This is a genomic window from Mesorhizobium sp. B1-1-6, from assembly GCF_006443035.1.
Lineage (GTDB): Bacteria > Pseudomonadota > Alphaproteobacteria > Rhizobiales > Rhizobiaceae > Mesorhizobium.
On sequence record NZ_VFWR01000024.1, the window covers coordinates 19,009 to 42,940 of the forward strand.

A 23,932-nucleotide genomic window follows, 5' to 3' on the forward strand; every position below is an offset into this window, starting at 1 on the left:
GTCTGAAATGTCACTTTTACACGAGAGGGGTCCACGAACCATAGGTGTGCATCAAACACGAACGGAACCCCATAGGTGACCCTTGAGGAGTATCTCTCCTATCGGCAAAGGATCGTCGAGCGCGACCCCGATGCGATGAAGAAGGTCGAGACGAAATCCCCTCCTGTCGACGCAACGGATTTTACGCTCCGAGTTTCATACGTGATTCTCAACAGTGGACTGAGGTGGACGGTAGCTAAGGACATCTGGACACAAATGAAACCGTCTCTCGTCGAGACAGGGAGGTTGGCAAAAGCTTCGGGCATCCAGGAAAGCGAAAAGCGATCAACTTGGCGATGTCGAACCGGTCGGAGCTTTTTCGGGGCCTTCACATCGGCTTGGGCAAACGGATCGCAGGGAATTGTGCTCGCAGATCTCAAAACTGGCCGGAGACAGCGTCTCGACGGTTGACTACGTGATTTGGAAAGCATGTCAGCAGGGATGGTGGCGCTCATAAACATTGCCAGACTCCGACAACTAAACCGAATGACGCCGGTTCGACGCGGACTAACCACTCTAAATAAGAACTGAAAGGAGGGATTGACCCGTGAAGGCGCTCGGTAGGCAGGTCCCTCGTACCAAAATTAGGGATCCATAACGAGGCGCTCGAGAGGAAACTAAAAAGTACAGGACGAGTGCTCATGTCGCGCTGGACGGTTATGTGTCGGCCCGAGGGAGGGCACTACTGCATCGCAGATTGCGGTGCCGAGAGGGGAGTGCCCAGGAGTTAGGTCGGGGGTTGCTTGGGATCATCATCGCCGCAATTGCTGCGGTGCTCGCCAAACGGGCCGGAGTGAATGCCATGACCGACGCGACGCCGCGGCCGATAGTATTCGCTCCCCCGGCGGGGCGCCCCAATGAAAGCACGTGGCCCGCCCGCCGACTGCCTACGGATCACATATTGAGCATGCGCGCATATCAGCGCGATTGAGTTGGGTAGCTGTTGCGACTGCTGTGTCTCTGTCAAATGGGCCGTGCCATCGGCCATTCCTATAGCCTCCTCCTGCCTGTGTGCCATGACCCCCGTTGCAGAAACCACAATCGGCTCGATGGATGCGCCCTCGATCGTGGGCCCAATTCTCATAAATGTACTAGTCCATCCCTCTCTCCAAGCTCGTGACGGCCGATCTGTTTCAGTACGCGTATTTTGCAGGCCAGCGCCAATCCGTCTGGGCTTTTCCGTAGCAGTTGCTGTAGTCGACGAACTGGCCGGTAGCGATGTCGCGGCAAGCCCAAACAAGTTGGCGATACTGGTTATAGAATTCGTCCCAATCCGCGCCCTGGTAGTAGTTCGGCCTGGCGTACCCGCCCCCTCGGCAGTTGTTGTTCGCGCAGACAGCCACGGCGGCACCTACGGCCACGATCGCAATGCCTGCCGCTATCGCCTGGTTCTGCTTCCTAATCATGTCGGCGCATTGGCTAACGGTCATCGATCGGCGCGTCAGTTCAGCGTAGAGATCCTGCTGAAATTTGGCATCTTTCGTTGATGCCAATGTCCTGCAAAGAGCTGAAGCGCTGACAGCACTCGGATTCTTACTGAGCGTTTGTTGCGAGGTCGTGCATGAGGCGCTTGCAAGCGCCAAGACTGCCGCAGCCGAAACTGCGGCTCGTCGACCCAATCCCATCGTCTTGCCCCTCACCCCCAGAAATAGTCCGGTCCGCGAAATCCCCGCGTACTGTTATTCGCTAACAAAGCGTCTCACACGCCAGGCCATCCCCATCGCGGTCCAGCTTGCCGCCCCACGGACAATTGCCGAGATACCATCGAGCCTCGTCGCACGAGCTGATTTGAGAGCATTTCCGCCGCGGCTGACAGGAATAGCTTTGCGCTACTTGTTGACGGCTAGTGATGCCTAGCGGTTGGGTCATAGCCTGCCGAGCATTATCTCCAGGCCCAGCGCGCCATTCCCACGGCGCCTGAAACGATCCGGCCCACAGACCGATCTTCGCCGCCTCGGCCTTTGCCTGCTGCCCTGCATACGTGCCGTCGCTGTATTTGGGCCAGTCGAGCGCCTGGCCATGTTCGACCATCCATGCGGCGACGTCGGTCCGTCCGCACGCTGGCAGTTGGCTACAAAGCGGTTGTAGCGGTCCCACGCCACGAAAGTGCATGTGACCGGCCTCGATGCGGCCAAGAATCCGTCGAGTGCTGCCGCGACATTGGCGCCGCACTGGTAGCGAAAGCCCTTGGCGTCATGGCATCGTTGGGCTGACTCAGGCGCGTCAATGCCGTTCACGCCTACGCGGCGTCCGTGGATCTCTATCGTGTCGCCATCGATGACCGAAGCGACGCCGGCGATCGACGCCGGGCCCGGGCCCGGGCCGGTCCAGTTCGGGAAATTGAGCTCGGGCATGCGGTCGCTGTGCTGCATGACGAACTGCGCCACGAAGGCTGCCATCGCAGCCACGGTCACGAAGATCAGCCGCTTCGGAATGGCCGCCAATTGGCGGGCACGTCGCAGCTTGGCGCTGGTCCGATTGCGCCATTGGGCAGGCCGATTGTCGTGTCGATATTTGTCCAAACCCCACTCCCCGATGAGAGGATGCGGCTATTTTGGCTTGGAGTCCAGAAGCGCCTGTCGGGGCCTAAGCATTCGCTGCTAATCCGTGGGATACTTTGCACCAGAAGCGATAGTCACTTTCGCGACCGTCAAAATGTGCATGTAGCGCGCAGTGTGCTGCCGCAGTCGCCGCGCTCGACCCATAAAGCTCAACGGCCGCCTGCGCCATGCGTCTGGTGTCGGCAAGTTCCCATAGCGTCAACTCACCTTCAAGGCCGGCCAACAGATCGAGCTTTTCGACGTCCATTCAAGCATCGTGCACCGATTTCGCCAGCAGGGCAAACAATGGCGGCGACCTCAGGTCGTCGCCTACCGACAGTCGTTCGCGACCAAAGCCCGTCACTGCTTCTTAGTGACGGGTCTTCTAATGATAGATACCTGATCGCGCTTCCGCCGACACATAACTGTAACGGAGTAATCTGATTATTCATTCCGTGGGACAGTATGAGCAGGGGACTATGGACATGCAGCGTTCTTACAAAGGAACAGCATCGACCCATCTTTTCGGTCGAAATGGCGCAGCATTGGGCGCTTGGGCGAGCGCACGGGGCGTTAAAATCTATCAGCGTTCAAAGACGGTATGGATCGCGGCTGGCGGCCATAGAGGTCGCGATATGGAAGTAAAGGGGCGGTCGCCGGCGATCGCGATTGCACTATGGGTTGAGGCTACCCAGTACAGAGGCTCGATATAGGGCTGCGGCTTGTACAACGACGTACTTGGTGTCGTGCAGAGCCAAGGTGGCCGGCGCCTTACTTTGGGGGGTGGGTGGGGTAACCTGCCTTGGTGAGACGCCGGCCTGGCGGTTGGGGTCCGCCACAAATAGAATATCAGCAAAAATTGAGATTCGATGTTCCGCGATAGCGGAACGTCTGCGCGAGAGATGGCGGCGCTGGTCTCGACTAGTCGATCTCAAGCGGCTCGTGGTCGGGCTGTTCATGCCACATGGCCTGGCGCAGGTCGCGCATGTCGACCTTCTGGCCGCAGATTTTGCAGGTATAGAAGTTGTCCTCTTGGCGAGCCGGATCGCCACCATGCCGATGGCCGGACTTGGGCGGGCCGAGGTCGGATCGCTTGGTCACGGTTGCGCAAAGCTGCCGCCGGCGTCCTTGATAACCTGTGCGGTAGCCGTCGAATTTGACCTCGTGCAACCAGTCGTCACCCTCGGGCGGGGTGTCGACAAGCTCCGCCATGCCAGGGCGTCCATAGGCCTGCGAAGAAGAACAAAGGACGTTCCTCGTTCAGCGCGACCAGTAGTTCCGCTGAACGCCGGTTTCGGGGTCCTTGTCGCCAGGGGTCGGGGAGGGCTCGGCGAAGCTGGTTACGGGAACCACGCAGCGATGCTCGATCCTGACATATTGTTGCCAGTGGCCATATTGCGGATTTCGTATGTTCGTGGTGCCGAAGTCGGCGGCACCTTTCACGCGCTCGGCCGGCGTCGGCATCCCCCAAAGGAGATTGGCCAACTCGCGCTGACCATCCTGCGCGTTGCGAACTACCGGGCCAGGCCTGTTCGGATAGATGTCGATCGACGCTTCCAGGTTGCCGAGGACGTCCCGGAGGACATGCGTCCATTGGGGTATGGCCTCTTGGCTGGTGGTGAGATTTTAGAGCTTGCACATGTTTTGCCCCCCGAGTTGCGCAGGATCTCGGGAACGCTCAAAGGTCCAAGGTCGAGGATGCGTTTGTATTCGCCCGTGCGACGCCAGACACCGCGGATTTTCCACCCTCCCGATCGCGTTTCGGATCGAACATTTCGCCGCCAAAATGGTCAAGGAACGCCTTGGCCGCGGCGGGGTCGGCGAAGCAGTGGATGTGATAGTCCTCATATTTGCCGCTCGGCCATATCGCTTGCCCGTGCCCGATCTGTGGCTTGATGTTGGCGTCCTGGCAGAACTGCGTGATCAAAGTCAGGTTCCGGTCGGTGCAGATGTCATCCGGCAACGCTACCTTGGGACGGCCAATCCCGGTCAATAACCGATGGCGCCGGCGTGACGCGATTGCGTTTCGGCATCAGTGTGAGGTCGGCTTCTCGGTTGCTGCCTCCAGCGCGTTGATTGCGTCGCGCACAGCTCGGCGCTTCGGTTCGGTCGGCTCATCCGGTCGGAGATGGGGAAGGGATAGGGCGGTAAAAGCCATATACAGTCGCCAATCAGGTCGCGCATTGAAAGCTGGTCAACAACCTCGGCAGCAACCCGCCAACCCAGAATAGCGTCCTCCCCGTTCAACGTGTCCTTGCCATCTTGCTGGAGATGTTCGCGAAGCATTGCCAGCGCTGTTGAACGGTCTGCGAATGCGTCTCGGGATCGGTCAGCAACTCCAGGCTGATCGATATGGCCTTGCGGCTCTCCGGCCAGCCGTCACAACAGGCCTCCATTGCTGCCGCATGGGCTTGCCCCCAAGCACTTGCGGCGCGCGACGTCGAATGGTCGGGACCATCTTCGGGCGCACCGTTGATATCCCAACCCTCAACAGCGAAGGCGCCGTAAGCGGCTTCCTCAGGGGTGAAGCCAGCGCGCGCAAGTGCTTCCTCTGCGGCCGCCAAACCTGGCGAAATTCCTCGGGCGACGCGCCCGGAACTGACAGAACGAGGTCCACATCATGCTCCTTTGGTTATCCTGCGGCAGTGAACAAAAAGAGAACATTAGAGTCAAGAGCCTCTTGACGAGTGACACACTGGGCAAGGCGACCCGGCACAAAATGCTCGTCAAGGCGGAATGCAGCTGCGGCAACGTCCGCTACTGCCGTTCAGCCGACTCGATGATGGTCTACGGCGGTGGCATCGACCCGCTGTCACTGAAGTTCGATTGCAGCCGGTGCAAGCCGCAGGTGACGATCACATTGCTGGAACTGCATCCTGAGCATTTGCCGAAGCGCCTGGTGATCCATAAGCCGATGACGGTTGATGGCAAGATCATCTGGCACACCGAGCGGTTTCGGGGATGACAAAGACCAGCCCAGTCCGGACGGAACATTAGCTATCGCTAACGATTGACGTGTGCGGCAGGTGGTGCCCTCCATCGCCTGCTGAAGATCGGCCCCCCGATCGGGCCCGCGTCCTCCGCCGAGGCGCGGGCTTTCGGCGGCTGATCCTGTCTCATCCAAGGGTTTTTGAGGTGGATGCCCGCTCATCAAGATGTGGCTAATATTCTAGAGCGCGACCGCCGCTCTGACTTTTGCGGCGAAACACAGGGACCCGTTCACAGGAGGCAACAGGTGAGGCACGAAACAACGAAAGTCACTGGAGGATGTCTTTGTGGCAGCGTTCGATATGAAGCAGAGGTCTATCTTCAGAACGGCTATATCTGCCACTGCACCATTTGCCAACGCAGCACAGGCCACCCGGCTGAGATTACGGTCTTAGTAAAGGCCGGCACTCTCAGATATTTGAAAAATGGCCCAAAATACTATATTTCGTCGGATGACGGGAAACGTGGGTTTTGTGGGCATTGCGGGTCTCGGATCGTATGGCAGGCATCCAGGTGGAAGGATGACTGGTTGACGAATATCACGGTGGGCACCTTGGACAGGCCGGCCGAGGCCAGGGTCACCAGGCATATCTACACGGACACTCAGTTGCCTTGGTATCGTGTGTGTGAGGAGTTGCCGAAGCTAACTGAGAGTGATGCTGGAAGGCTAATCGAACTTCTCAGAGATGAGTTACGGCCGGAACTGCCGCGTAAGCTTGGCAACGAAGGAGAACTCTAGAGATGTCGATCCGCGATGAATTGCAGGAATTTTTGGACATCTATGTCGCTGCATACCGATCGAACGACGCCGCCGGTTGCGCAGCCATATTCGCACCTGACGGGGAAGTCCATTCGCCTTATGCGCCCCCGGCCCGCGGCCGCGCGGCGATAGAGTCGCTGCACGCCGTATGGACACAAGGCGCAGGCACCAACAAGACGCTTGCCGTAACGGAGGCGGGGAGCTCTGGCGACCTCGCCTGGTGTCTTGCGGCCTACTCAGAAGGTGAAGCGACGGGAAACGGAACATCACTCAGCGTCTTTGAGCGTCAGGCTGGTGGAGGCTGGTTGGTCCGGATGTGCAGTCTCAATTGCAGCGATGTTGGCGAGTGAGCGACAACTGATGACCACATCGTGATACCGGCAGTGGCCTGCCCAGTACAGGGCAGGATTAGTTCGCGTCAGGCGACTTTGGCCGTGCGTTTCGCAGGAGCCTTCTTCTGCGGAACCGGCTTGCGCCCAAGACCCGACGCCTTGGCCAGTGCTGATCGCGTCGCGGCATAGTTCGGCGCCACCATGGGATAGTCGGCAGGTAGGTTCCTCTTAGGGCGATATTCATCGGCCGTCATGCCAAGCTGACGAAGGTGGCGCTTCAGCGATTTGAACTTCTTGCCGTCGTCAACGCAGATGATGAAGTCCGGCGTGACCGACCTCGTTGGATTGACGGCGGGTAATAGCTCTGCGGCAGCGGCTGCCACAGGCCCGCTAAGGTCAGACAATGCCCGGTGAACCGACACAATGAGGCTTGGCAATTCGCTGACTGGCACCGGGTTATTGCTGACATACGCGGCAACAACATCAGCGGCCAATTCAACAACCTCGGGGCGCTATTGATCTGCCCTGGCAATTTTTGGAACTCCTATTGCTTATCGGTATGTGCGTCGTCTCGGCGCAGGAAAGTCTCGCTGACGTAGCGACATTTGCGACGGACTTGGACACGCTAGGAGCCGCACGGGAGTTCTGTGTAGTTGGCCATTTTTTCGTGTGCGCTCCGTGTGCACTGAGAGATCAAAACGTGGCGAAAAAGGGGGGTATTCTGGCGAAAATTCGTATGCACTCGGCAGGTTAACGATTTGATTTTAAAGAAAAATGATGAATCAAGGCCAAGGAGTGGCCGTGGCACCCATGATGGACTGGACGGACCACAGGAAGTCCATGGATCAACCCGAGGTCCAATGAGCGTGTCGTCGAAGGCTTATACGAACGTTCGACGAATTGGTTTGCCGCTGCGCTGCCGTTTACGCATGGTCCACGCCCACTGACGATCGCCGACGCCAGTCGGCAATCAGCGCCAGCTCGCCATTCCTCTGGACGAGGCCGCCGCCCAGTGGCGGCGATCGCCGTACGATCATCACCAGCGGGCACAGACTGATCATACTCGCACCCATCAACACAGATTGTTTTCCAGACAGCGCTCTGCAATAAATTTGTCATGCGCAACCTTCTGCGGGTGGCTACCACCGCCTTGCGAAGATGCCGTAGGCCAGGGACGACACGACGAATATCCTGGGCGTAACGCCCTTGGATCGTGGCTCACTCCACGTGGGTTCCCAACGTCCGGCCTCGCAGCGCACCGCTGCCCTCGCTGGACCCCAACCCGCGGGAGGTTATGCTATGCCCAAAATTCAATCCGATCGCCGTGGCGACAGTGCAGGTTTTGGCGACTTGACGCTCTGGGAGCTGGCCGACCCGGATGCCATGGCTCGGGCAGCTATCTAGCTTTATGGATCGAATGCGTCGACTGCCGCGGCACATTGCGCGCTGACAGCCCATTTCGATGGCCGCACGGGCGACTACCGCTTCTGGTGCACAGTTTTTTCGGAACTCGGTTGTGGCAGGGACCGAGCGGATCAGCATTCAAACAGCGGGATCAAACGCGTCTCTGACCATGCCTGAGACTCAGCATTGCCTGGCCAGACCATAGGCTCACGTGTCGATCGGGAGCCGGTTGGACCGCTTGATCTGGGCAAGGGCAAAGCTGGATTCGATCGAGGCAACGCCATCGAGCCGCGTCAGCTTTTCCTTGAGGAAGCGGTCATAGGCTTGCAGGTCGCGCACCACGATGCGCAGCAGATAGTCGCGCTGCCCGGTCATCAGATAGCAGTCGACGACCTCCGGCCAGCGGCCGATGGCCGTATTGAACCGCTCCAGTTCGTTCTCTCGCTGACGCTCTAACCTGATCGAGGCGAACACCGAGATTGGTAGATCAACGAGATCTTGGTCGATGAGCGCGGCGTAGCCCGTGATAACGCCCCTATCCTCCATCATGCGGACGCGGCGCGCGCAGGGCGAGGCTGAGAGGCCGACCTGATCGGCAAGTTGCTGCGCCGTCATTCTGCCATCGATTTGAAGCGCGGCGATGATCTTGCGGTCGATATCGTCCAGTCGGATTTTTGGCACAGATCAACACTCCTATCATCGATCTTGATCAAAGCAGCTAAACTAGGCGCCATAATCAGGCAAGTTTAGCGACAACTGGCTTTTACCTCGGCCTATGATTTCGATCGGTTCACCAGGAGGCTGGGCAATTGGACGAACGGGAATTGGATGCGCTTTCGGCGCTGGAGAAAAAGGTGCTGTGGCTGTCGACGTGGACGATCCACAACGCCAACCATCTTCGCGAAAGCACTGACGGAGTGAAAGTCGGCGGGCATCAGGCATCATCCGCCTCGCTGGTGACGATCATGACGGCCCTCTATTTTTCAGTGCTGCGGCCGGAAGATCGCGTTGCGGTCAAACCGCATGCATCACCTGTCTTTCACGCTATTCAGTATCTTCTCGGCAACCAGACCAGGGAAAAACTCGAGCAGTTCCGCGCCTTTGGCGGAGCGCAAAGCTATCCATCGCGGACCAAGGACGTCGACGATGTCGATTTCTCCACGGGCTCGGTGGGGCTGGGTGTTGCACAGACGCTGTTCGCCTCGCTCGTGCAGGACTATCTCTTGGCCCGTGACCAAAGCATGTCCCAGGGCCGCATGGTGGCGCTGATCGGCGACGCCGAGATGGATGAGGGCAACATCTTCGAGGCGCTGTTGGAGGGCTGGAAACATGGCCTGCGCAATTGCTGGTGGATCGTTGACTACAACCGCCAGAGCCTCGATGCCGTCCTGCGCGAGGGGCTGTGGGAGCGCTTCGAAAGCATCTTCCGCAACTTCGGCTGGGACGTCGTCATCCTGAAGTACGGGTCCCTCCAGCATGCCGCCTTCACCGAGCCAGGCGGCGGGGCGCTGCGCGACTGGATCGATGCTTGCCCCAACCAACTCTACTCGGCGCTGACTTTTCAAGGCGGCGGCGCCTGGCGCAAACGCCTGCTGGCCGACATTGGCGAAGAGCCGGAAGTCGCGTCACTGCTCGATCGCCGCTCCGATACCGATCTGGCCGCGCTGATGACCAATCTCGGCGGTCATGATTTGCCCTCCCTACTCGATGCCTTCGACACGGCGCGCGGCAACGAGCGGCCGACATGCTTCATCGCCTACACCATCAAAGGTTTTGGGCTGTCGCTTGCCGGTCACAAGGACAATCATGCCGGCCTGATGACCAAGGACCAGATGGCAACGTTTCGTGCGTCGATGTCGGTCGTCGAGGGGCGCGAGTGGAACGCCTTCGAAGGATTGGATATGGGCGAACTGGATCTTCAACGGTTTCTCGATGCTGTTCCATTCGCGGCGAAGGGCAAACGGCGCCGTCACGCCCAGCGCATGCTCGTTCCTGGTCATCTTGTCTCGGAGGCCAAAGGCATCGTCTCCACGCAGATCGGTTTTGGCCGGATCCTGGACGAGATCGCGCGCGCCGGTGGGCCGCTTGCCGATGCGATTGTCACAACATCTCCGGACGTCACGGTCTCGACCAATCTCGGCCCATGGGTGAACCGTCGCGGCCTCTTCGCCAGGGAATCGCTGGCGGACACATTCCGCAACGAACGTATCGCCTCGGCGCAGAAATGGGAGTTCGGCACGTCCGGCCAGCATATCGAGCTTGGCATCGCCGAGAATAATCTGTTCATCCTGCTGTCGGCGCTCGGACTGTCGCATTCGATCTTCGGCAAGCGGCTGCTGCCGATCGGCACGCTTTATGATCCGTTCATCCAGCGCGGTCTCGATGCGCTCAACTATGCCTGCTATCAGGATGCGCGATTCCTGCTCGTGGCCACGCCGTCAGGCATTACGCTGGCACCGGAGGGCGGAGCGCACCAGTCGATCGCCACCCAGCTGATCGGAATGGCGCAGGATGGGCTTGCCGCCTACGAGCCGGCCTTTGTCGACGAGCTGAGCGTCATTATGCGCTTCGCACTCGATTACATGCAACGCGATGGGGACGCGGTGCAATCGGAGCGTACCTGGCTACGCGACGAGACCGGCGGGTCGGTCTATCTGCGGCTTTCGACACGTCCCGTCGAGCAGATTGCGCGCGTCATGACGCCGGAACTCGAACGCGACATCGTCGACGGCGCCTATTGGCTAAGACGTCCAGGCCCGAATGCCGAGCTGATCGTCGCCTACACCGGCGCCGTCGCACCGGAAGCCATCGAAGCGGTCGGTTTGATGGCTGAGGACCGTCGCGATATCGGTCTCCTGGCAGTGACATCAGCCGATCGGTTGAACGCCGGCTGGACCGCGGCAAGCCGCGCACGCGAGCGCGGCCTCATCCATGCAAGAAGCCATGTCGAAAGGCTGCTTGCCGACCTTCCAGCCCATTGTGCGATCATTACCGTCACCGACGGCCACCCGGCGGCACTAGGCTGGCTTGGCTCGGTCTCCGGCCACCGAACGCGCAGCCTTGGCGTCGAACACTTCGGCCAATCGGGGACCATCGATGATCTCTACCGGCATTTCGGCATCGACTCGAATTCGATAGCGACAGCGGGTGACCGGATCATCAATAGCCGGCCGGTGCGCCATTTGCGCGCGCTGGAGTGATATTATCTCAGCCTGGCGCCGCCAGGTTTAGCATTTTCTTCGTTGGCGAGCCCGTCGGGTCTCGGTCATCAGAATATCTGGGAAACGATCCACTCTCCGCCAGAACACCAAATCAGCGAGCGGTCCTTCCGCAAGCTCAGATCCACTTGCGCTTTATCGCGATGCCGAGGGCCTGATAGGTGGTTAGGACGTTGAGTTTGCGGCGAATGTTCTGCAGCTGAAACTCGACGGCTCGCCGGCTGACGTTGCGCAGCGTCGCAATGTCGTCGTTGGTCTTGCCCGCAAGGAGCCATGCGAGGCACTCGAGCTGATAGCTCGTCAAAGGAGAGGCGGCTGCGCTCATCAGCTGCTGATCATCGCGGCTCTGCAGATAGCCATCGACAAAGGCACCAAGCGTCAGAACCGAATAGGGGTCGGCCAACATGGTGGTGTCGGGTTTGCGCTCGCGCGACGAGAAGGTGAAGAGAGCCCGCCTTCCAAAACCATCGAAGATAGGGATAGAGATCCCCGAGCGGATGCCAAAATTCCGGGCTTCGCCGAAGAACGTCCGGTGATGCTTTCTCGCTGGAACGGGCAAGCCGCTCTCCCACCAGGCGTAGGCACCGCGTCTTGGAGAAACCGCTTCAACGACAGGATCCACCTTGGCCAGCCCGCTGTCGAGATAGTGCTTCTGCCACGCCACCGGATAGTTCGACATCCCATACACGTCCGCCTCGTGTACCGAGAGATAGGTGAACCATTCAAACCCCTGCGCGTTGGCGAACCTGCGCAAGGCCTGATCGATGGCAGGCTTGTCGGGCGCCAGTTTCAACCAGTCCCGCAGCATTTCAAACTGTGGCTTCAGAGACTTCATCGGCACTCCTTCTTACTGCCCCAGCCGCAAAAAGGTGCGTCTCATATTGAGGTTCAGGCGGTTGAGATCAACCTCAAAAATGCAACCATCGCTAGCAGACGGGTGAATCTTCGGATTTACCTGGCCGACCTTCGGAAACCCGTAATGGTCCGCCTGCTCGAACGCTGTTTCTTTCGCACTATCGAAACAGCGCGGAGAAAAAGGCATGCAGATAGTTGCGGTCAGGAATGGAGAAAGCAGCGCAGGGGATGGGCTGATTGATCAAATGCACGCGCTGCGCGCGCGGGTGTTCAGAGACCGCCTCGGCTGGAACGTGACGGTCAAGTCCGGGCGCGAAACAGATGAATACGATGCGCTCGATCCGACCTATCTCCTCGCTGTGACCGACGATTTACGCAATGTCGCTGGCTGCGCACGCCTTCTTCCGGCCACCGGTCCGACAATGCTGGGCCAGACGTTTCCGGTCCTTCTCGGTAGCGATCCCATGCCATGCCATTCAGGCTTGATCGAAAGTTCCCGGTTTTGCGTGGACACGGAGCTTGGATCCAGGAACGCGGCCAGAGGCCTCCACAAGACGACGATGGCGCTGTTCGCAGGCATCCTGGAATGGTCATTGGTCAACGGCTATTGCGAAGTAGCGACCGTCACCGACATCCGTTTTGAGAAGATCCTTGGCAGGGCAGGGCTACCTTTCAATCGCCTCGGCTCGCCCCATCCGATCGGCAACACGATCGCGGTTGCCGGCATCGTTCCAGCCACCCTTCAAAATGCGCTTCGCGTTCGGGCGAACGGATATCAGCCCTTCTCCCTGGACGCGCGCCCACTCGCAGCGTGACGGCGGATTGATCCAAGATGCATCCAAGATGATCCTCAAATGATGCCCACTTCGCAATCACACCATCGGCTCGTGCGAAAACTTCGCGAGGCCATGGGCAGCACGATCTGCAACACGCTCGACGACGCGCTCGTCGTCGAGATCATGCTCAATCCAGACGGGCAGCTCTTCGTCGAACGCATCGGCGAACCGATCACGCAGGCAGGCAGGTTGGCGCCGCAGGCGGCCGAGACGATCATTGGCACAGTCGCTCACGCGCTCGGAACGGAAGTGAACCTCAACCGGCCCATCATCTCTGGCGAGCTGCCGATCGGCGGACATCGGTTCGAGGGCCTGTTGTCACCGGTGGTCGCGGCACCCGTCTTCACGATCCGCAAGCGCGCCACGCGGCTCTTCCCGCTCGACAGCTATGTGCGCGACAAGATCATGACCCCATACCAGGCTTCGGTCATTCGCAACGCTGTCGAGAACCGGATGAACATCGTCGTCGCTGGTGGCACGGGGACGGGCAAGACAACGCTCACCAACGCGGTCATCGGCGAGATCGTCAGCCTGATGCCGGAACACCGCCTGGTTATTCTCGAAGACACGGGCGAGATCCAATGCGCGGCAGAAAATGTCGTCGCGCTCCACACGACTGATGCGGTGGACATGAGCCGACTGCTCAAATCCACCATGCGTCTGAGACCCGACCGGATCATCGTCGGCGAGGTTCGCGACGGCGCCGCACTCACGCTGCTGAAAGCGTGGAACACCGGCCATCCCGGCGGTATCGCCACGATCCACGCAAACAGCGCGCTCTCGGCCTTGACCCGCCTCGAGCAGCTGACGGCCGAAGTCAGTTCCAACCCGATGCCCGAAATCATCGGTGAGGCGGTCGACATGGTCATCTCCATCGAACGCACGCCGAAAGGTCGGCGCGTTCGTGAACTGCTGGTTGTCGAGGGCTATCGCGACGGCCGTTACCGCATCGAATCCCACGGCAGCGAAGAGGGGCACCGCCATGTCGCATAGGGCGATCAGGACTTCTGTTGGATTGACGGCCTCTCTTGTCCTGTCGAACAACTCGGCGCTAGCCGCCGGCGGTGGGGGCGGATTGCCTTGGGAGGGTCCGCTTCAACAGATCCAGCAGTCGATAAACGGACCGGTCGCCGGTACAATCGCACTGGCGGCCGTGGCGATCGCCGGTGGCATGCTGATTTTCGGCGGTGAATTGAACGATTTCGCACGGCGACTGGTTTATGTCGTGCTGGTTGCAGGCATCCTTCTCGGCGCAACCCAGATCGTGGGGCTGTTCGGGGCCGGCGGAGCGTCGATCGGCACGGAGCCAGCCGTCGAGGGCAGAGCGACCCAATCTCCCGCGGTTCTCATCGATGGCTGAGCGTTCCAGCCAACTTCACAGCGTCAGGATCCATCGCGCGCTTTCCCGGCCGAACCTTCTGTTTGGCGCGGATCGGGAACTGGTGCTCGTGACGGGCTTGGCAAGCGTCGTTCTGATTTTCGTTGTCCTGACCTGGTTCTCTGCGCTGCTTGGCATCGCGATTTGGGTCGTCATCGTCGGGTTGCTCAGGCTGATGGCAAAGACCGACCCGATGATGCGGACGGTGTATCTGCGACACATCCGTTACAGAGCCCATTACCGGCCGACATCGACGCCCTGGCGGGCCTACTAAATACGGACGGCTGATGATGGTCGCACTCAAGAAATTCCGGCATGCCGACCCCTCGTTTTCCGACCTGCTTCCTTATGCAGGGCTGGTGGACAACGGCGTCCTGCTGCTGAAGGACGGATCACTGCTCGCTGGATGGTATTTTGCCGGCCCGGATTCCGAAAGCTCGACCGATTTCGAGCGCAACGAAGTCTCGCGACAGATCAACGCGATCCTTGCTCGTCTAGGCAGCGGCTGGATGATCCAGGTGGAAGCGGTGCGTGTACCGACCACCGCCTACCCCCCGTGTGAGGACGGCCATTTTCCAGACCCGGTGAGTGCTGCGATCGACGATGAGCGCCGAAGGCATTTCGAGGCCGAAAGCGGCCATTTCGAGAGCCAGCACGCAATCCTTCTCACCTACCGTCCGGCCCAGAAGCACAAATCGGCGCTGGCAAAATATGTCTATTCCGACGACGCCTCCCGCAACGAACGTTTCGCTGATACGGTGTTGAAGTATTTTCGGAACGCAATCCGCGAGTTCGAACAGTATTTGGCGAACGTGCTGTCGATACGGCGCATGGTCACGCGGGAAACAGTTGAGCGCGGCGGAACACGCACGGCGAAGTATGACGAGCTTCTGCAGTTCGTCCGCTTCTGCATCGTAGGCGAGAACCATCCGATCAGGCTGCCAGCGATCCCGATGTATCTCGATTTCCTGGTAACTGCCGATTTCCATCACGGTCTTTCGCCGCTCGTCGACAGCCGTTACCTCGCCGTGGTGGCGATCGACGGTTTTCCGGCCGACAGCTGGCCGGGCATTCTTAACTCTCTCGATCTGATGCCTCTCACCTACCGCTGGTCGTCGCGCTTCATGTTTCTCGATGCCGTCGAGGCGCGTCAGAAGCTCGAACGAACCCGCAAGAAGTGGCAGCAGAAAGTTCGCCCCTTCTTCGACCAACTCTTTCAGACGAACTCCCGGTCGATCGACCAGGACGCCGCCATGATGGTGGCCGAGGCCGAGGATGCGATTGCGGAATCGTCGTCGCAGCTCGTTGCCCACGGCTACTACACGCCGGCTATCGTGATGTTCGACCAGGACGAGCGGCGCCTTCGCGACAAGGCTGAAGCTGTGCGCCGGCTTGTTCAGGCCGAAGGCTTCGGGGCCCGCATCGAGACACTCAACGCGACGGAGGCCTTTCTCGGCAGCCTACCAGGCAACTGGTACGCTAATGTCCGCGAGCCGCTGATCAACACGCGAAATCTCGCGGATCTTATCCCGCTCAATGCGGTGTGGTCGGGCAGTGCTGTTGCACCGTGTCCGTTCTACCCGGAGAATTCCCCGCCGCTCTGCCAGGTCGCGTCCGGCTCGACACCATTCCGGCTCAACCTTCATTCGGGCGATGTCGGTCACACCCTGATCTTCGGCCCGACCGGTTCTGGAAAGTCGACGCTTCTCGGCCTGATAGCAGCGCAGTTCCGAAGATACCAGGGCGCGCAGCTCTTCGCCTTCGACAAGGGATTGTCAATGCTACCGCTGACGCTTGGTGTCGGCGGCGATCATCATGATGTCGGGGCAGGCGAGGGGCTTTCCTTCTGCCCGCTTTCCCAACTTGGGTCCGATGGCGACAGGGCCTGGGCTGCTGAGTGGATCGAGACGCTGATCGCGCTCCAAGGCGTGAAAATCACGCCAGACCATCGCAACGCCATCGCCCGGCAGCTGGCCCTCATGGCGATGTCCCAAGGGAAGTCCCTCTCCGACTTCGTGTCAGGCGTGCAGTTGCGTGAGATAAAGGAGGCTCTCCAGCATTACACGGTCGACGGTCCGATGGGGCACCTGCTCGACGCCGAAGCCGACGGTCTGACGCTGTCGTCCTTCCAGACGTTCGAAATCGAGCAGCTGATGAATATGGGTGACCGAACCCTCATTCCGGTTCTGCTCTACCTGTTCCGCCGTATTGAAAAGCGCCTCACTGGATCGCCCAGTCTTATCATCCTCGACGAGGCCTGGCTGATGCTCGGGCACCCCGTGTTCCGCGACAAGATCAGAGAGTGGCTCAAAGTCCTGCGCAAGGCCAACTGCGCGGTTATCCTCGCAACGCAGTCGATCTCGGACGCCGAGCAGTCCGGCATCATCGACGTGCTGAAAGAATCCTGTCCGACGAAAATCTGCTTGCCGAACGGAGCCGCCCGGGAGCCCGGCACACGCGAATTCTACGAACGGATCGGCTTCAACGAACGCCAGATCGAGATCGTGGCGACGGCGCTCCCCAAGCGTGAATACTACGTCGTCTCGCCCGAGGGACGCAGGCTGTTCGACATGGCGCTCGGACCCGCAACGCTCTCCTTCGTCGGCGCTACCGGCAAGGATGACCTCAGGCGCATTCAGGAATTGCGAGACGTTCACGGCCAGGGCTGGCCCGCAGCTTGGCTCAAGGAGAGAGGAATAAACAATGCCGACACAGGCCTCCAATCGTAGTCGCGGCATCCGGCGAGGCTCACTTGCTCCATTGATTACGGCGCTGGCAACGAGCGCGTTGATGCCTGCTGCGCTGACGCCTGCCAACGCGGGTGCTGCCACGGGCAATGCGACCGAATGGACCCAGTTGCTCAATAACTCAGAACTCGTCGGCCTTGTCGGCCAGTCTGCCGAGCAAATTCAGAACCAAGTCAAGCAAATCACCCAGCTTGCCGAGCAGATCCAGAACCAGATGCGCATTTACGAGAACATGCTGCAAAATACGGCAAAGCTTCCTTCCCACGTTTGGGGTCAAGTCGAGAGCGATCTCGGAAAGCTCCAGGAGATCGTCAGCCAGGGACAGGGGATCGCCTTCTCGATGGGCAACATCGACGATGTCCTGAAGCAGCGGTTCCAAAGCTATGCCGATTTCAAATCCAAACTGCCCGAAGGGCAGGACTTTGCAAGCGCATGGCAAAGTTGGTCCGATACGAACCGCGACACCGTAGCCGGCACACTCAAAGCGGCGAACCTGACCGCGGAGCAATTCTCCAGCGAAGAGGCCACCATGCGCCAGCTCCGTTCTATGTCGGAGTCGGCGGACGGACAGATGAAGGCCCTTCAGGTTGGGCATCAGATCGCCACCCAGCAGGTAGCCCAGACCCAGAAACTGCGCGGCCTGCTGGCTCAGCAGACGACCATGATGGGAACTTGGTATCAGTCCGAGCAGGCAAAGGACGATCTGGCTCAGGCGCGGCGCGCGGAGTTCTTCAAGCGGTCGGAAAGTCCCTCCACGACTGATGGTCAGCAGTTCCGGCCGAACTGGTGAAACAATGAAACGCCTCGCGATTATTGCCGGCACCGGAATCGTTGTTCTTGCGGCCTTGATCTCAACGCTGGTTATTATGCTCCCGCGCGAAGAACAAGCTCAGATTGAGCCGTCCTCAGCGACCGACGATCGCGATTTCCTCGCGCTTCCCGAAAAGCCACGCACCGACGATGGCAAGGCGTTCAAGCCGGATTGGGATTGAATATAGGATGAGTAGGCAACTCGTACCTTGTTGGGTTCTGATCGGCGTGACCTCCGCGTGCCTCGTCACCACCGAACCCGTGGTCGCGCAATCGTTCAACAACGTTGTTGATACGATCCAAGACCGGATCACGAACGCTGCCAAGAGCTGGGAGACAACGATCCTTCAGGCCGCAACCTCATTGTTCTGGCTGCTCGCTTTGATCGAGGTCGGTATTTGTGCTGTGTGGCTTGCGATTAATTCCGCGACTCTCGAAGCCTGGTTCGGTGAACTGGCCAGGCGCATTCTGTTCATTGGCTTCTTCTTGTTTGTGCTTACCACAGGCCCGCAGCTAGCCAAAGATGTGGTCAACAGCCTGTTTCAGATTGGCGGAGGTTCAGGCTCGGTTTCGCCCGCGGACGTCTTTGACGCTGGTCTCAAGGTAGGTGCGTCGCTCTCCGAAAAGGTGTCTTTCGGCCTATTCGAAGATAACGCCCTCGCGACGGCGGCAGTATTTTCAATGGTTGTTGTGGTTATCTGTTTCGGCTTGGTCACCGCAATATTTATCGCTGTGATCACTGAGATGTATGTCGGCCTCCTTGCCGGCATGATCATGTTGGGCTTCGGTGGGTCGTCCTTCACAAAGGACCTCGCAATCCGATACCTGATCTACGCCTTCGGCGTCGGTATGAAGCTGATGGCACTCGTCATGATCGCCAACATAGGATCAGATGTCTTGGTCGGGATTGCTGACGATCCAATGACCGAAGAATCAGCCTACGCCACGACCGCAATAGCTGGAATTGCGGTGATCATCTTCATGGTTGCCATGTACGTGCCGACCATTGTGCAGGGTGTCGTCCAGGGCGTCTCTGTCACCGGCGGCATGGAAGCGATCCGCCACGGCGGTCAAGCGATTTCGGCGGGCCTCGGCGCCGGCACCCTTGCTTATGGAGGGACAAGGGTCGGTATTTCCGCCTACTCCGAAGCCCGGCAATCGGGCGCATCGTTCGGATCTGCCGCGATGAAGGGGGCTTTCTCGGGTGTCGGATCGGCCGGCAGTGCCCTGGCGTCCGCCGCGAGGGACCAGGCGATCGGCGCACCGGGATCTTACGGAACCTCCACTCTTGGTCTGGCCAACGCCAAGCTCGACGCGCCCCGCTCCATCCCCAAACAACGTTCCGGTTCTGGCAAAACCAGCTCAGCACCCAAGAAATAACGTCCTCCCAGTCAATCGAGACCAGCGCAGATGGCAAGACGAGACCATCCCGACAACCCCTATCTCGCCGCTCGCCAGGAGTGGAACGAGCGCTATGGAAGCTATGTGAAGTCTGCGAGCGCTTGGCGCGTCGTTGGCATCACTGGCATGACCATAGCGGTGATCGGCTTCTCCTACGCACTCTATCAGAGTACGCAGGTGAAGCTGGTGCCCTACATCGTCGAGGTCGACAAGCTGGGCGCCGCGGCTGTTGCCGGCTTCCCGCAACAGATCGAGTACGCCGATCCTCGCGTGGTTCGCGCAGCCCTGGGCGGCTTCATCACTTCCTTCCGGTCGGTCACGCCCGATGCGGTCGTCCAGAAGCAGTATATCGATCGCACCTACGCGCTTCTTCGGACCTCTGATCCCGCAACCGAGAAGATCAATAGCTGGTTTCGGGGCAATTCGCCGTTCGAGAAAGCCAAGGCCGCAACGGTCGCGACCGAAGTGAACAACGTCGTCGCCTTGTCGAACCAGAGCTACCAGATCGACTGGACGGAATTCGAGCGTAATCGAAAAGGCAAGGAAACGGCGACCCGCCGTTTTCGAGGCATTGCCACCGTCACGCTTACCCCGCCGCAGGATGAGGAAATCATCCGCTTGAACCCGATCGGATTGTATCTTCGCGATTTCGATTGGACCGCGCAACTATGATGTCCTTGAGGTTTTACACCATGATCCCCTTATCCATGCGAGCGAGTGCCTGCGTTGCGGTGCTCGCTCTAGCCTCAGCATCGATCTGGGCCTCGGCGGCGGCCCAGGAGATGAGCGCCAATGAGACGAAAGGAACCAGCATTTCGGGGAAATGGCGAGGGTCACGAGGTCTCATCACCAAGGGCGCCGATGGCAAGGTGGTCTTCCTCTATGGCGAGGTGCAGCCGTCCATAGTTTGCTCACCGCTCCAAGTCTGTGACGTAGAACTCCAGGCCGGTGAGGTCGTTCGGGACGTGCTGGTTGGCGACACCGTTCGCTGGAAGGTCGAGCCGGCCACATCCGGCGCGGTGGGTGACCAGGCGGTCCATCTGATCCTCAAGCCATCTGAACCCGACCTCGTCTCATCGATGGTCGTGACGACGTCGCGGCGCACCTATCATATCCAGCTCAAGTCGCATCAAACACAATACATGGCCCGCGTCGGGTTCGAATATCCGGACGAGGTCAATCAGAAGTTCGCCGAGATTAACGCGCGGATGGAAGCGACCACGATCCCGGGCGCCGGCGTGCCCGCCGAAAATCTAAACTTTGGCTATCGGACGAGCGGCCGCGCTCGCTGGAAGCCGACACGCGTCTATTCGGATGGAACCAAGACCTACATCCAGTTCCCGTCTTCTTTTGCCGGGCAGGACGCGCCGGTCCTGTTCGTCGTCTCGGGTGGCGAGAACCGGATCGTCAACTATCGGGTGAAAGGCACGATGATGATCGTCGACTACATGGTGGACCGCGCGGTTCTCGTTTCCGGCGTCGGCTGGAAGCAGGAGAAGATCACCATCAAGAGGGGAGGGTGACCATGGCCAGCTTTCGATCGTTAGCACCACTAGCCCGGATTACGGCTGTTTCCGTAATGTGCGCCTGCGCCACTGCTTGCCAGACCCCGGGCGAGGGCGATCTCACGGCAAGCGTCGACAAGGCGGAGCTCTCTTCAACGGCTGCCAATGCGATCGCCGGTGACATGGTGAGCAAGCTCGCGGACGTCGTCGGACCTGGCACCGGAACCATTGTCCTCAAGTCCGATGGTTCTCCCTTCGGCGAGGCCATGAAATTGTCCTTGAAGAGCTCGGGCTACGCAGTGGCGATGGCAGATCAGAAGACGCACGGCAGCAAGCTGATCCATCTCGCCTATGTCGTTGACAGTTTCGAAGGCAGCGTGCTCGCCCGTCTGTCGACATCGACCATTGATCTTGGCAGGGCTTATGCGGTCACGAAATCAGGCGCGACCCCTTCGAGCCCGCTGTCCATCATGCGGCGCGGCTGAGAGGAGGCGCGAATGTCCTCACTCGATATTTCAACAAAGCCATCCGGCGACGGTGATGGCGCTCCCCGCATTCGCCGCCTCAACAGGTTGCCGGTCATCGCAGCAATTGCGCTCGCGATCTTGTTCTTCGGCGTCATCATCTACGGATTGTCGCAACGCGGCCTGTATTTTCGCGGCGGTGACGGCATCGGCTCGGCTTCGAACTCTCCGCCCGCGCGCGACTTCGCCGACCAACTCAAGCGCGGCGTGTCGGACGGCGTCATCGAGGCGCCCGTCGAACCCTCCGTGTTTCGGCCGTCACCACCACCGGCGACCGCCGCGCCGCTTCCAGCCAATCCGTTCAAGCCGGCACCCACGACAAGTCAATCCACCGCCGTGCCGGAACCGGCGGTCGAGCCGGAACGCATCTGGCGCGCGCGCCTCCAGCGTGAACAGGAAGAGCAATATCTGCGCGAGCGGCATCGCCAGCGGATGGCCCGGCTTCAGGCGAATGACGCAGCGTACGATTCTCCGATCAGCGTCGGTATCGGCGATCAACGTAAGCTGGATGGCGACAAAGGGAGCGCTCCCGATACGGTGAGCGCGAATGCATCGCGAGCCGGCGCAACTGACCTTTACGCCGCAGCGATGCGCGCTGGACTGGCCGGCCAGGCCGGATCCGACGCGAACCGGCAAGGCGATAAAGCCGGCTTCTTCAATCAGGATATCAAGGATCTCGGCTACCTACCGAACCGTGTCGTTCCCCAATTGTCCCCGTATGAACTCAAACGGGGGTCGGTCATTCCCGCGACGCTGATAACGGGTGTGAATTCTGACCTGCCAGGCCGCATTACAGCACAGGTCTCTCAAAACGTCTTCGACAGCGCCACTGGACACCATTTGCTCGTTCCCCAAGGCGCGAAGCTCTTCGGCAGGTACGATTCGAGCGTCACCTTCGGCCAGCGCCGCGTGCTCGTCGTCTGGACCGAGGTCATTTTCCCGAACGGTGCGACCCTGCAGATCGAAGGCATGGCCGGCACCGATGCCCAAGGTCACGGCGGCTTCAAGGACAGAGTGAACAATCACTATCTCAGGACATTCGGGTCTGCGATCCTGATCGCGGCGATCGGTGCCGGCGTAGACATGGCGATACCGGAAGATCGCAATGCACTTGGCTCCGAAAACAGTGCCGAAAATTCGGCAAGACGATCTTTCGCAGAAACCTTTGGCCGCGTTGCCGAGCGGGCGATTTCGAAGAACATCGACGTGCAGCCGACGCTCGAAATCCGGCCTGGCTATAAGTTCAACATTCTGGTTGATCAGGACATCGTCTTCCCCCGTGCTTATTCATCCTGAACCATAAGCGTCGGGTCGACCAGAGAAGACGACAAACGAAGGGAGGAGCACACAGCTCACTGCTTCATGTCGTGTGGGCGGGCCGGCTCTGCTCCCATCTTGATGCGCAGAGTCGCGAGGGAATACGCGAAGTCGTTGCCGCCGACATCGATCCGGCGATTGCAGTCGACTGGTCGGAGTGGCTGCCGTCCTACCTGGTATGGATTCCACTCGCGCCTCCGCTTGGTGCGCTCGTGCTGGCGCGGGAGACACCGCTGAACGAGGGAGAGCGGAATCTGCTGGCACTAATGGCGGATGCCTATGGCCATGCGTGGAAGGCGCAGCTCAAAGGCCGGCCTCTTCGCGAAAAGATAACATTCGCACGAAGGGGCCGGCGCAGCGTGGCCGCTGCCCTCGCGCTAGCGCTGCTCATCGGCATCGGTTTTTTGCCGGTTCGCCAGTCGGTGCTTGCGCAGGCCGAGATCGCTCCGCGTGAATCCTTCATGGTCCGTGCGCCGCTCGACGGCGTCGTCGAGAACGTCCTTGTCAAGCCCAACGAAACCGTGGTGCAAGGGCAGACCGTTGTCACCCTCGATCCGAGAAAGCTGCGCAACCAGCTCGAGGTGGCGACCCGCGCTGAGGAGTCGGCGGAAGCCGAGCTGCGCCAGGCGAAGCAGTTCGCGGTCGTTGACCAGAAGGTCCGCGCCTCACTGCCGGTGCTCCAGGGAAAGCTTGACCAGCAGAAGGCCGAGGTCGCCTATCTTACCGAACAGCTCGGCCAGACCGAGATCAAATCGTCACGCTCCGGAATAGCGGTGTACGACGACCCGAACGACTGGATCGGCCGGCCCGTGGCCATTGGCGAGCGCATGATGCTGATTGCCGATCCGGACAAGGTCGAGGCCGAGGCGCGCCTTCCGGTTGCCGATGCGATCGACCTTGAAATCGGCGGACCGGTTTGGCTCTTCCTGAACATCGAGCCCGGGCGGCCGCTGGATGCTGTCCTGACCTTCGTCTCATACAAGGCGCAGCAAGGTGCCGACGGGGTGCTTGCCTATCGCGTGAAGGCACGGCTTGCCCGAGACGAGCAATTGCCGCGGATCGGACTCAAGGGCACCGCAAAGCTCTATGGTCAGCAAGTGCCACTGGCCTATGCGATATTCCGGCGACCGATATCGGCAGCGCGGCAATGGCTGGGGTTCTGAGCCTCGGCGGGGGCGCGCCAACCAGGCGCCCAGTGCCGAACAGCGCTGCTGCCGCGACCGCGCCGTCCGACCTTCCGCCACTTCGCGACGAGCTTGTCCTGGAGCCGGCCGGCCG

26 protein-coding genes are annotated in these 23,932 nt (G+C 59.9%); 16 read left to right on the plus strand and 10 right to left on the minus strand.

The annotated features are described in order from the left end of the window. Window positions 1-1,172 precede the first annotated feature (1,172 nt). From FJ979_RS30555 to FJ979_RS30585, 7 genes are all read right to left on the minus strand, one after another. Entirely contained in the window at window positions 1,173-1,622 is a 450-nt protein-coding gene (locus tag FJ979_RS30555; protein WP_140584527.1) for a hypothetical protein, read from the minus strand. 282 nt (window positions 1,623-1,904) lie between these two features. Next, on the minus strand, window positions 1,905-2,561 hold the full coding sequence (locus tag FJ979_RS30560; protein WP_246678973.1) for a thermonuclease family protein: 657 nt from the start codon (window positions 2,559-2,561) through the stop codon (window positions 1,905-1,907). Window positions 2,562-2,625: 64 nt separating this feature from the next. Beyond that, window positions 2,626-2,847 (minus strand): hypothetical protein, encoded by a 222-nt coding sequence (locus tag FJ979_RS30565; RefSeq protein ID WP_140584528.1) that lies wholly within the window; start codon window positions 2,845-2,847, stop codon window positions 2,626-2,628. 653 nt (window positions 2,848-3,500) lie between these two features. Beyond that, window positions 3,501-3,791 carry a hypothetical protein gene (locus FJ979_RS33230; protein ID WP_224706181.1) on the minus strand — a complete coding sequence of 97 codons (291 nt, stop codon included), beginning with the start codon at window positions 3,789-3,791 and terminating at the stop codon, window positions 3,501-3,503. A 48-nt stretch (window positions 3,792-3,839) separates the two neighbouring features. Next, entirely contained in the window at window positions 3,840-4,181 is a 342-nt protein-coding gene (locus FJ979_RS33235) for a hypothetical protein (RefSeq protein ID WP_348640288.1), read from the minus strand. A gap of 76 nt (window positions 4,182-4,257) precedes the next feature. Further along, window positions 4,258-4,572 (minus strand): hypothetical protein, encoded by a 315-nt coding sequence (locus FJ979_RS30580; protein ID WP_140584529.1) that lies wholly within the window; start codon window positions 4,570-4,572, stop codon window positions 4,258-4,260. A 250-nt stretch (window positions 4,573-4,822) separates the two neighbouring features. Next, entirely contained in the window at window positions 4,823-5,143 is a 321-nt protein-coding gene (locus FJ979_RS30585; protein ID WP_140584530.1) for a hypothetical protein, read from the minus strand. A gap of 155 nt (window positions 5,144-5,298) precedes the next feature. Here FJ979_RS30585 and FJ979_RS30590 point away from each other — a divergent pair, with 155 nt between their 5' ends. Both FJ979_RS30590 and FJ979_RS30600 read left to right on the plus strand, forming a co-directional pair. Continuing rightward, window positions 5,299-5,544, plus strand: a complete 246-nt coding sequence (locus tag FJ979_RS30590) for a hypothetical protein (protein WP_140584531.1) — start codon at window positions 5,299-5,301, stop codon at window positions 5,542-5,544. Between the two features lie 764 nt (window positions 5,545-6,308). Continuing rightward, a complete protein-coding gene (locus tag FJ979_RS30600; protein ID WP_140584533.1) occupies window positions 6,309-6,677 on the plus strand; it encodes a nuclear transport factor 2 family protein in 369 nt (122 codons plus the stop codon). A 68-nt stretch (window positions 6,678-6,745) separates the two neighbouring features. Here FJ979_RS30600 and FJ979_RS30605 read toward each other — a convergent pair whose 3' ends face one another. Together FJ979_RS30605 and FJ979_RS30615 are read right to left on the minus strand one after the other, a co-directional pair. Continuing rightward, a complete protein-coding gene (locus FJ979_RS30605; protein WP_140584534.1) occupies window positions 6,746-7,153 on the minus strand; it encodes a MucR family transcriptional regulator in 408 nt (135 codons plus the stop codon). 1,117 nt (window positions 7,154-8,270) lie between these two features. Then, window positions 8,271-8,744 (minus strand): Lrp/AsnC family transcriptional regulator, encoded by a 474-nt coding sequence (locus FJ979_RS30615; RefSeq protein WP_140500822.1) that lies wholly within the window; start codon window positions 8,742-8,744, stop codon window positions 8,271-8,273. Between the two features lie 128 nt (window positions 8,745-8,872). Between FJ979_RS30615 and FJ979_RS30620 the strand changes: the two genes are divergently transcribed. Beyond that, window positions 8,873-11,263, plus strand: a complete 2,391-nt coding sequence (locus tag FJ979_RS30620) for a 1-deoxy-D-xylulose-5-phosphate synthase N-terminal domain-containing protein (protein WP_140584535.1) — start codon at window positions 8,873-8,875, stop codon at window positions 11,261-11,263. Window positions 11,264-11,399: 136 nt separating this feature from the next. Here the strand turns inward: FJ979_RS30620 and FJ979_RS30625 are convergent, their stop codons facing one another. Further along, window positions 11,400-12,116, minus strand: a complete 717-nt coding sequence (locus FJ979_RS30625) for an autoinducer binding domain-containing protein (protein WP_140500821.1) — start codon at window positions 12,114-12,116, stop codon at window positions 11,400-11,402. Between the two features lie 205 nt (window positions 12,117-12,321). Between FJ979_RS30625 and FJ979_RS30630 the strand changes: the two genes are divergently transcribed. The 13 genes from FJ979_RS30630 to FJ979_RS30690 all read left to right on the plus strand — a co-directional run bounded on the left by FJ979_RS30630 (window position 12,322) and on the right by FJ979_RS30690 (window position 23,817). Further along, the gene (locus FJ979_RS30630; RefSeq protein ID WP_140560153.1) at window positions 12,322-12,951 is read left to right on the plus strand and encodes an acyl-homoserine-lactone synthase; all 630 of its coding nucleotides are present in this window, start codon (window positions 12,322-12,324) and stop codon (window positions 12,949-12,951) included. Between the two features lie 42 nt (window positions 12,952-12,993). Next, window positions 12,994-13,965: a P-type conjugative transfer ATPase TrbB gene (gene trbB / locus FJ979_RS30635; RefSeq protein WP_140584550.1), complete on the plus strand. Its 972-nt coding sequence runs from the start codon at window positions 12,994-12,996 to the stop codon at window positions 13,963-13,965. Continuing rightward, entirely contained in the window at window positions 13,955-14,332 is a 378-nt protein-coding gene (locus FJ979_RS30640; protein ID WP_140584536.1) for a TrbC/VirB2 family protein, read from the plus strand. The genes trbB and FJ979_RS30640 overlap by 11 nt, the downstream gene beginning before the upstream one ends. Then, window positions 14,325-14,624, plus strand: a complete 300-nt coding sequence (locus tag FJ979_RS30645; protein ID WP_140584537.1) for a conjugal transfer protein TrbD — start codon at window positions 14,325-14,327, stop codon at window positions 14,622-14,624. The genes FJ979_RS30640 and FJ979_RS30645 overlap by 8 nt, the downstream gene beginning before the upstream one ends. Before the next feature lie 16 nt (window positions 14,625-14,640). Further along, window positions 14,641-17,079: a conjugal transfer protein TrbE gene (locus FJ979_RS30650; protein ID WP_140584551.1), complete on the plus strand. Its 2,439-nt coding sequence runs from the start codon at window positions 14,641-14,643 to the stop codon at window positions 17,077-17,079. Next, complete coding sequence (gene trbJ / locus FJ979_RS30655; protein ID WP_140584538.1) at window positions 17,054-17,887, plus strand: P-type conjugative transfer protein TrbJ; 834 nt, start codon at window positions 17,054-17,056, stop codon at window positions 17,885-17,887. The genes FJ979_RS30650 and trbJ overlap by 26 nt, the downstream gene beginning before the upstream one ends. A 4-nt stretch (window positions 17,888-17,891) precedes the next feature. After that, window positions 17,892-18,089 carry a hypothetical protein gene (locus tag FJ979_RS30660; protein ID WP_140584539.1) on the plus strand — a complete coding sequence of 66 codons (198 nt, stop codon included), beginning with the start codon at window positions 17,892-17,894 and terminating at the stop codon, window positions 18,087-18,089. Between the two features lie 7 nt (window positions 18,090-18,096). After that, the gene (gene trbL / locus FJ979_RS30665; protein ID WP_140584540.1) at window positions 18,097-19,287 is read left to right on the plus strand and encodes a P-type conjugative transfer protein TrbL; all 1,191 of its coding nucleotides are present in this window, start codon (window positions 18,097-18,099) and stop codon (window positions 19,285-19,287) included. A 30-nt stretch (window positions 19,288-19,317) separates the two neighbouring features. Beyond that, window positions 19,318-19,980, plus strand: a complete 663-nt coding sequence (locus FJ979_RS30670) for a conjugal transfer protein TrbF (protein WP_140584541.1) — start codon at window positions 19,318-19,320, stop codon at window positions 19,978-19,980. Between the two features lie 20 nt (window positions 19,981-20,000). After that, window positions 20,001-20,831, plus strand: a complete 831-nt coding sequence (trbG, locus tag FJ979_RS30675) for a P-type conjugative transfer protein TrbG (protein WP_140584542.1) — start codon at window positions 20,001-20,003, stop codon at window positions 20,829-20,831. Between the two features lie 2 nt (window positions 20,832-20,833). After that, complete coding sequence (gene trbH / locus FJ979_RS30680; protein ID WP_140584552.1) at window positions 20,834-21,298, plus strand: conjugal transfer protein TrbH; 465 nt, start codon at window positions 20,834-20,836, stop codon at window positions 21,296-21,298. A gap of 12 nt (window positions 21,299-21,310) precedes the next feature. Next, the gene (gene trbI / locus FJ979_RS30685; protein WP_140584543.1) at window positions 21,311-22,633 is read left to right on the plus strand and encodes an IncP-type conjugal transfer protein TrbI; all 1,323 of its coding nucleotides are present in this window, start codon (window positions 21,311-21,313) and stop codon (window positions 22,631-22,633) included. 380 nt (window positions 22,634-23,013) lie between these two features. Further along, a complete protein-coding gene (locus FJ979_RS30690; protein WP_181181825.1) occupies window positions 23,014-23,817 on the plus strand; it encodes an HlyD family efflux transporter periplasmic adaptor subunit in 804 nt (267 codons plus the stop codon). Window positions 23,818-23,932 lie beyond the last annotated feature (115 nt).

Excerpts from the sequence above, each read along its gene's own strand:
- FJ979_RS30565 (WP_140584528.1), bottom strand. The coding sequence starts at position 2,847 with ATGGACGTCGAAAAGCTCGATCTGTTGGCCGGCCTTGAAGGTGAGTTG.
- FJ979_RS33230 (WP_224706181.1), bottom strand. The coding sequence starts at position 3,791 with ATGGCGGAGCTTGTCGACACCCCGCCCGAGGGTGACGACTGGTTGCAC.
- FJ979_RS30590 (WP_140584531.1), top strand. The coding sequence starts at position 5,299 with ATGCTCGTCAAGGCGGAATGCAGCTGCGGCAACGTCCGCTACTGCCGT.
- FJ979_RS30600 (WP_140584533.1), top strand. The coding sequence starts at position 6,309 with ATGTCGATCCGCGATGAATTGCAGGAATTTTTGGACATCTATGTCGCT.
- FJ979_RS30625 (WP_140500821.1), bottom strand. The coding sequence starts at position 12,116 with ATGAAGTCTCTGAAGCCACAGTTTGAAATGCTGCGGGACTGGTTGAAA.
- FJ979_RS30630 (WP_140560153.1), top strand. The coding sequence starts at position 12,322 with ATGCAGATAGTTGCGGTCAGGAATGGAGAAAGCAGCGCAGGGGATGGG.
- trbB (WP_140584550.1), top strand. The coding sequence starts at position 12,994 with ATGCCCACTTCGCAATCACACCATCGGCTCGTGCGAAAACTTCGCGAG.
- FJ979_RS30640 (WP_140584536.1), top strand. The coding sequence starts at position 13,955 with ATGTCGCATAGGGCGATCAGGACTTCTGTTGGATTGACGGCCTCTCTT.
- FJ979_RS30645 (WP_140584537.1), top strand. The coding sequence starts at position 14,325 with ATGGCTGAGCGTTCCAGCCAACTTCACAGCGTCAGGATCCATCGCGCG.
- FJ979_RS30650 (WP_140584551.1), top strand. The coding sequence starts at position 14,641 with ATGGTCGCACTCAAGAAATTCCGGCATGCCGACCCCTCGTTTTCCGAC.
- trbJ (WP_140584538.1), top strand. The coding sequence starts at position 17,054 with ATGCCGACACAGGCCTCCAATCGTAGTCGCGGCATCCGGCGAGGCTCA.
- FJ979_RS30660 (WP_140584539.1), top strand. The coding sequence starts at position 17,892 with ATGAAACGCCTCGCGATTATTGCCGGCACCGGAATCGTTGTTCTTGCG.
- trbL (WP_140584540.1), top strand. The coding sequence starts at position 18,097 with ATGAGTAGGCAACTCGTACCTTGTTGGGTTCTGATCGGCGTGACCTCC.
- FJ979_RS30670 (WP_140584541.1), top strand. The coding sequence starts at position 19,318 with ATGGCAAGACGAGACCATCCCGACAACCCCTATCTCGCCGCTCGCCAG.
- trbG (WP_140584542.1), top strand. The coding sequence starts at position 20,001 with ATGATCCCCTTATCCATGCGAGCGAGTGCCTGCGTTGCGGTGCTCGCT.
- trbH (WP_140584552.1), top strand. The coding sequence starts at position 20,834 with ATGGCCAGCTTTCGATCGTTAGCACCACTAGCCCGGATTACGGCTGTT.
- trbI (WP_140584543.1), top strand. The coding sequence starts at position 21,311 with ATGTCCTCACTCGATATTTCAACAAAGCCATCCGGCGACGGTGATGGC.